The organism is Streptomyces montanisoli, assembly GCF_017813245.1.
Classification (GTDB): Bacteria; Actinomycetota; Actinomycetes; order Streptomycetales; family Streptomycetaceae; genus Streptomyces; species Streptomyces montanisoli.
This window is the reverse complement of sequence record NZ_JAGIQL010000273.1, coordinates 1-5,258: the sequence shown is the minus strand read 5'-3', so window position 1 is coordinate 5,258 and position 5,258 is coordinate 1. Positions and strand designations below refer to the sequence as shown.

The 5,258-nt window shown below is 74.2% G+C and carries 5 protein-coding genes; 1 reads left to right on the top strand and 4 read right to left on the bottom strand.

Annotated elements, in window-relative coordinates:
• The 3 genes from JFN87_RS31925 to JFN87_RS31915 all read right to left on the bottom strand — a co-directional run.
• Positions 1-1,430: AAA family ATPase (locus tag JFN87_RS31925; RefSeq protein ID WP_209345818.1), on the bottom strand; the 1,430-nt coding region annotated here is incomplete at its 3' end.
• Positions 1,427-2,593 (bottom strand): exonuclease SbcCD subunit D, encoded by a 1,167-nt coding sequence (locus JFN87_RS31920; protein ID WP_209345816.1) that lies wholly within the window; start codon positions 2,591-2,593, stop codon positions 1,427-1,429. The genes JFN87_RS31925 and JFN87_RS31920, both read right to left, overlap by 4 nt.
• Positions 2,594-2,604: 11 nt before the next feature.
• On the bottom strand, positions 2,605-3,246 hold the full coding sequence (locus JFN87_RS31915; protein WP_209345814.1) for a YigZ family protein: 642 nt from the start codon (positions 3,244-3,246) through the stop codon (positions 2,605-2,607).
• Between the two features lie 56 nt (positions 3,247-3,302).
• Here JFN87_RS31915 and JFN87_RS31910 point away from each other — a divergent pair, with 56 nt between their 5' ends.
• Positions 3,303-3,710, top strand: coding sequence for a CoA-binding protein (locus JFN87_RS31910; protein WP_209345811.1), 408 nt, complete (start codon positions 3,303-3,305; stop codon positions 3,708-3,710).
• A gap of 150 nt (positions 3,711-3,860) precedes the next feature.
• On the opposite strand, the gene JFN87_RS31905 is transcribed toward JFN87_RS31910, so the two are convergent.
• Positions 3,861-5,258: glycoside hydrolase family 47 protein (locus JFN87_RS31905; RefSeq protein ID WP_307865672.1), on the bottom strand; the 1,398-nt coding region annotated here is incomplete at its 5' end.

Here is a 5,258-nt window from a genome sequence, read left to right as displayed (position 1 = left end):
CCCGCCAGGGCCGCGGCCTCCTCGCGCTCGGCCGCGTCGCGCTCGCGGGCCGCGTCCCGCCTGCGGACGGCCGGTTCGAGGCGTCCCGCGAGCGCTTCCGCGCGCGTGGCGGCCTGCTGCGCCTCGTCGATGCCGGCCTGCAGGCGGCCGCGGAGCCCGTCCCACGCGCCGAGCCAGGACGCCGCGTCCCGCACGGCCTCCTCGTCGGCCCTGAGCTGCCGTTCCAGCTCAGTTCGCTCCCCGTCGATCTCGGCGGCCCGCGCCTCGGCCCGCCCGGCCGCCTCCAGCGCGCCCAATTCCTGACGCGCCGTGCGCTCCGCCGCCGCCAGCTGCTCCGCGCCCGCCTCCGCCAGCCCGGCGGGCAGCGCGGAGCGTGCGCGGGCGTGCGCGGCGGCCGCCTGTTCGTGTTCGCGCTCGGCGCCCTCGCGCGACCCCGCCGCGTCCTGTACGCGCTCGGCCCTGCGGTCGGCGTCGAGCAGTGCCTGCGCCTCGTCGCGCCCGGCCCTGCTCTCCTCCAACGTGTCGGCGCGCCGCCTCGTCTCCTCGAAGCGGGCCTGGAGCCGGGCCACTTCGCGCTGCGCCTCGCGTTCGGCGCGGGCGCCCCGCTCCCGGTGGCCGGCCTCGGCGAGCGCGGAGGCGGCGATGTCGTGCCGCTCCCCCGCGACGGAGCGCGCGACGGCCGCCCACGCGAGGACGCCGGGCGCGAGGTCCGGGTCGCCCGGCTGCCCCTCGGGCAGCGGCGGGGCACCGTCGGGCCCCGCCGCCTGCGCGATGCGCTGGGCGACCGCGTGCAGCCTCTCGTCCCCCGCGCGCACCTGCTGTTCGGCGCCGCGCCGCAGTTCCGCCAGGCGGTCCTCGACGGCGGCGAACCTGCGGGTGTCGAAAAGCCTGCCGAGCAGCCTGGCGCGGTGCTCCGCGTCCGCCTGGAGGAACTGCGCGAAGTCTCCCTGCGGCAACAGCACCACCTGGCAGAACTGCTCGCGGCTCATGCCGAGCAGCTCGGTGATCTCCTTGCCGATCTCCTGGTGCGTGCGGCTGAGGGCGCGCCACTCGCCGGACGTCGCGTCGTGCTGACGCAGGGCGCTCGCGGCCTTGACCGTGGTGAACCCGGCGCGGCCCTTCTTGGGCCGCTGCTGCGCGGGGCTGCGGGTGACCTCAAGGCGCCGCCCGGCGACCGTGAGGTCGAGGGTGACCTCGGTGAGCGTGCCGGGCGCCGCGTGGTCGCTACGCAGGGCGAGCCCCGGCTTCTGGCGCGCGCCCGGCACCCCGCCGTACAGGGCGAAGCAGACCGCGTCGAGCACGGACGTCTTGCCGGCGCCCGTCTGCCCGCGCAGCAGGAAGATGCCCGCGCTGGACAGCGCGTCGAAGTCGATCACCTGGGTGTCCGCGAACGGCCCGAAGGCGGTGACGGTGAGCCGGTGCAGCCTCATCGGGCCACCTCGCGGACCGCGTCGTCCACGCGTACGTGCTCGAACGCGCCCCGCAGCACCGCGCGTTCCTCCGCGTCGGGGCCGCAGCCGCCGCGCACGTGCGCCACGAAGTCCTCCGCCACCTGCTGGTCGCTGCGGCCTTGGAGGCGGCGCGCGTAGGAGGCGGCCGGGTCGCCGTCGGGCCGATCGGGGTCGAACAGCAGGCTGAGCGTGTGCGGGAAGCGGGCCAGCAGCCGCGCCATGGGCTCCCGTGGGCGGACGGCGTCGGTGAGGGTCGCCTCGATCCACGCCTCCCCGTGGCGGGCGAGGCCCTGGTCCTCCAGGAGGGCGTCGAGCGTGCCCCTGATCCGCGCCAGCGGCCTCGGCACCGGGCAGTCGAGGCGCTCGGCCGCGACCTCCCCGGCGGGCCCGAGGTCGACGAGCCACATCGACTTGCGGTGCTGCGCCTCCGAGAAGGAGTACGCGAGGGGTGAACCGGAGTACCTGACGCGGTCGCTGAGGCGCTGCGCGCCGTGCAGGTGGCCGAGGGCCACGTAATCGACCCCGCCGAACACGGCGGCGGGCACGGAGGCGACGCCGCCCACGGCGATGTCGCGCTCGCTGGCGCTCGGTGCGCCGCCGGTGACGAACGCGTGGGCCAGCACGACGGAGCGGGTACCGGCGGGGCGGCCTGCGAGATCGGCGCGCACCCGGTCCATCGCGGCGCCGAGCACGCTCTCGTGGCGCGCGCGCTCGACCCCGAAGTCGCCGCGCACCAGGGAGGGTTCCAGGTAGGGCAGGCCGTAGCAGGCGACGTCGCCGTACTTGTCGGTGAGCAGCACGGGCTCGGCGCAGCCCGCCGGGTCCGTCCGCAGGTGGACGCCCGCACGGCCGATGAGCCCGGCGCCGACGCCGAGCCTGCGGGCCGAGTCGTGGTTGCCGGAGATCATGACGGTCGGCACCCCGGCCGCGGCGAGCCGGTGCAGCGCGCGGTCGAACAACTCGACGGCGGCGAGGGGCGGCACCGCGCGGTCGTACACGTCCCCCGCGACCAGGACCGCGTCCACGTCGCGCTCGCGCACCGTCGCCACCACGTGGTCGAGGAACGCGGCCTGGGCGTCGAGCAGGCTCACCCGGTGGAACGACCGCCCCAGGTGCCAGTCCGACGTGTGCAGGAGTCTCATGATCCCCGAGACTATCGGTGGGGTATGACAGCGTCGCCGTACGTCTCGCCGCCGAGCTCGAGCGCGGCCTCGCCGGCCGTCGAGTCGGCGAGCCGGCCGCGGAAGGCGTCCACCTCGTCGGCCGGCAGCGCGACGTCGATGGCCACCGCCTGCGCGTACCGCACGTCCCGCACGGTGATCCCGGCGGCGCGCAGCTCGTTCTCCAGCCGGCCCGCGCGCTGGTGGCCGACGGTGACGGTGGCGAGCCGCAGCCGCCGCCTGGTACGGGTGCCGACCATGTCGAGCGTCTCCCCGACGACCCCGCCGTACGCGCGGATCAGCCCGCCGGCGCCGAGTTTCACGCCGCCGAAGTAGCGGGTGACGACGGCCACGACGTACCTCATGTCCCTGCGCAGCAGCATCTGCAGCATGGGGACGCCCGCGGTGCCGCCGGGCTCGCCGTCGTCGCTCGCCTTCTGCACGGAGGCGTCCGCGCCGAGTACGTAGGCGAAGCAGTGGTGGCCCGCCCCCGGATGCTCGCGCCGCACCCCGGCGATGAAGTCCTGGGCCTCCTCCTCCGACGCGCAGGGCGCGAGCGAGCACAGGAAGCGCGAACGGCTGATCTCGGTCTCGTGCGTGCCCGCGCGCGCGACGGTCAGGTACTCCTCCGGCATCGCTCCACCCTATGCGGACGGGAATGCCCGGACGCGCCCGGTCCGTTTGCCTGGGCATGGACGCAGACGACGAGACCATCCGCAGGATCCTCACGGGCACGGGCGACACCTGGGCGGTGGTGGGCCTGTCGAACAACACGGCCAGGGCCGCCTACGGGGTCGCGGGGGTGCTGCGGCGCTTCGGCAAGCGCGTGGTGCCGGTCCATCCGAAGGCGGAGACGGTGCTCGGCGAGCAGGGGTACGCGTCGCTCGACGCGATCCCGTTCGACGTGGACGTGGTCGACGTGTTCGTCAACAGCGGCCTCGCCGGCGCGGTCGCCGACGAGGCCGTGGCGAAGGGCGCGAAGGCCGTCTGGTTCCAGCTCGGCGTGGTGGACGAGGAGGCGTACGCGCGCACGCGGGAGGCGGGCCTCGACATGGTCATGAACCGCTGCCCGGCCATCGAGATCCCCAAGCTGGGCTGAGCCCGCCGCCCCGCGACCGGGCCCTGCCAGGATTGGCCGGCCGGACCGGTGAAGGACCTGCCTCGCCCGCCCGCCGGTCTGTGCGACCGGCGGGCGGGGGCCGACCGGGCCCGCCACGGCAGGGACGTGCGGGCGGGCGCCGGACGTGTGTCAGCCGTGCCTGCGCAGCCCGCGCAGCACCTTGCCCTCCGTCGACAGGGCGTAGTCGTGCCGGTCGAAACGCGGCGTGTGGGCGAACATCAAGTACAAGTACTTGAAGTTCTCGGCGAAGCCGTAGGCCGGGCACAGGTCGCCCTGGACCATCGGCGAGACCGTGACGTCGTCGATGATCGTGTAGCCGTTCGCCGTCCTGGCGTTCGCCTTCATGCCCTGGAAGTACTGGTAGGCCGTGTCCGCGAAGAGGCGCTTGCCCGTCTGCAGGTACAGGTCGAACGAGGAGTTGACGTACTCGGGCCTGAACTGGTTGCCCTTCGTGGTCGGCGTCAGCGTCGTGTAGTCGATGGACTCGGGCAGCACGGGGTACCTGTCGAGTACGTCCGTCCAGGACCGGTAGTAGGCCTCGCCGCGCGCGCGGTCGCCGCTCGCCGACAGCAGTTCGGCGTAGAAGGAGCCCAGTTCCGACTGCCCGCGGCCGAGCAGGGCGCCGGTGGAGTAGTCGATCTGCTTGAACCAGAGGCGGCCGTCGTAGCGCTCCTCGCTGTGCTTGACGAGCGCCCCGTTCAGCAGCCTGAACCAGTCGCGGCAGTCCTTGTCGCCCAGCAGCTTCCAGCCGCCCCACAGGTACTCGTAGAACGAGTCGGTGGGCGGATTGGGGCCGTTGTCCACGGAGTCGGCCCACCGGCCGGTCTCCACGTTCAGGCTGGTGGCGAGCAGGTCGAGCGAGGACCGCGCCTCGATGGCCGAGCGGTAGGCACGCTTGGCCGCGTCGTAGTACTTGCTGTCGCCGGTGAGCCGGGACAGCAGCCCGAACTCCATGATGTTCGTGCCGATCTCGGCGAGCGGCGGCGTCGCGCCGGACACCGCGCCCGTGCGGAAGTTGACGTGCTGGTACGGCATGCCGGTGGGCGACTTGGTGAACGCCGGCATCAGCCGGTCCGTGACGTCGACGGTCAGGTCGAGGAGCCGCTTGTCGCCCGTCGCGAGGTGGCCTGCGAGCAGGCCGCCGACGACGCGGATGATCGCCTCGAAGACGTGGAAGTCGCCGTCGATGTCGAACGAAAGGTCGCGCTTGATCCAGCGCACGGAGTCGGCGAGTTCGCCGTCGAGGCCCATCACGTACAGCGTGTCGAGCGCCTCGATGATCGACAGGCCGATCGGGCTGCCCGGCACGAAGAACTCGCTGTGGCCGCCGGAGAGCGGGTGGACCTCGTCGTGCCCCCAGGCGAACCGCTTGTAGCCGTCCCAGGCGTGCAGGAACTCGGCGCGCACCTCGCGGGCCACCTGGGGCGCGGGCGGGGTGTGCGAACCGTGCCGCGCGGACGCGGGCGCCGCGGCCGATCTGCCTCCGGGGGCGTCGGCGAAGGCGGTGCCTGCCGCGCCGCCGACGAG

Coding starts and splice junctions, on each gene's coding strand:
- JFN87_RS31920 (WP_209345816.1), bottom strand. CDS start 2,593: ATGAGACTCCTGCACACGTCGGACTGGCACCTGGGGCGGTCGTTCCAC.
- JFN87_RS31915 (WP_209345814.1), bottom strand. CDS start 3,246: ATGCCGGAGGAGTACCTGACCGTCGCGCGCGCGGGCACGCACGAGACC.
- JFN87_RS31910 (WP_209345811.1), top strand. CDS start 3,303: ATGGACGCAGACGACGAGACCATCCGCAGGATCCTCACGGGCACGGGC.